This is a genomic window from Kineococcus glutinatus (assembly GCF_039542765.1).
Lineage (GTDB): Bacteria > Actinomycetota > Actinomycetes > Actinomycetales > Kineococcaceae > Kineococcus_A > Kineococcus_A glutinatus.
On record NZ_BAABIL010000353.1, the window covers coordinates 1 to 1,328 of the forward strand.

The following is a 1,328-nucleotide window of genomic DNA, read 5'->3' on the forward strand; positions in this document are numbered from 1 at the left end:
GTCGGCGCAGGGCAGCAGCGCGCGCACGGTCCGGGCCGGGCCGGTGAGCGCCTCCCGCGCCGCCCCGGGGAGCGCGGCCGCCCTCGCCCGCCGCGCCCGCGCTGCGAGCGGACCCCCGTCGTCCTCCACCCACCACAGCGGCCCGTGGGCGGCCGTGCACAGCACGTGCAGGACGCTCACGCGCGGCTCCGGGAGGCGGGCGGCGCCGGGTGGGGTGGTGGGGGCACGAGGTCATCGTGGGGCACGGGTCCGACAGCCGTCGCGGTCCCGGCGGGCTGCGAAGGGCTGCGGCGCCGACCACCTGCCGCTCACCCGCGGGTCACGTGCCGGTCGGGGACAGGCACTACGGTCGTGCCTCCCCGGCCGGCACCCACCGGCACCCCGACCAGCGCCCTGGTCCGCAGCTTGGAGCACCCGCCATGCCGAAGAACACCCGCCCCGCCAGCCGCAGGCCGGGTTCGCCCCGCCGCCGCCCGGCCGCGACGACGCACCTCGGCAACCGCGCGCTGCTCGCGCTGAGCGGCCCCTTCACGGCGTGGCTGGGGGAGGCCACCACCTCCGAGGAGGGCGCCCTCGGCCACGAGGACGTGGTCACCGTGCTCGCCGAGTCGATGGACTGGCTGCTCAAGCGCACCCGCACCACCGCGGTCGGCCCGCAGACCGCCACCCGCTGGAGCGCCGACGACCTCGACCTGCTGCTGTCCGAGGTCGACTCCCCGGTGCTCACGGCGTTCGCGCGGCAGCACGACTGGGACGACGCCGAGCTGGTCGACGCCGTCGCCGAGGCGTGGGAGCTGTTCCTGCACTTCCTCGAGGAGACCCGCCGCTGGTCCGGTGGCGAGGAGGAGCTTGAGGAGTGCTACGCCGCGCTGGAGGACACCTCCGCCGACGAGCTCGTCCTCGCCGCGGCCGACGACGTCGACGACGAGGAGGAGGACGCCGCGCTGGCCGCCCTCCCGCTCGTCGCGCAGATCAGCGCGGCCCTGGCCGACCCCGGCGCCGAGGGCGTCCCCGCGGACGTCCTGCGCGCCCTGCACGAGCTGGAGCTGGCCGACGCGGCCGACGGCGAGGTGCGGCCCGGCCCCGCCGCGGCGACCTGGCGCGGCGGCGACGCCGACGAGGTCCGCGAGCTGCGCCGCGACGCGGTCACCGTGTGGGTGCTGGAGCAGCTCGCCGACCTGCCGGACGACGTGGCCGAGGGGGTCGCGGCGCTGCTGGCGGCGGTCGTCACCAGCGGCCTCGTCGGGCAGCCCGTCACCACCGCCGACCTCGAGGGCCTGCTGCCGGAGGCCGACGAGCTGGACTTCGACCCGGCCGCGGTGCTGCCG

At 78.0% G+C, this 1,328-nt stretch carries 1 protein-coding gene and 1 pseudogene; one reads left to right on the forward strand and one right to left on the reverse strand.

Annotation, left to right across the window (positions count from 1 at the left end):
* On the reverse strand, positions 1 to 180 hold a 180-nt coding region (locus ABEB16_RS13430), incomplete at its 3' end, for a hypothetical protein (RefSeq protein WP_345712751.1).
* 239 nt (positions 181 to 419) lie between these two features.
* Here ABEB16_RS13430 and ABEB16_RS13435 point away from each other — a divergent pair.
* A pseudogene (locus tag ABEB16_RS13435) lies at positions 420 to 1,328 on the forward strand (hypothetical protein); the annotation flags it as partial.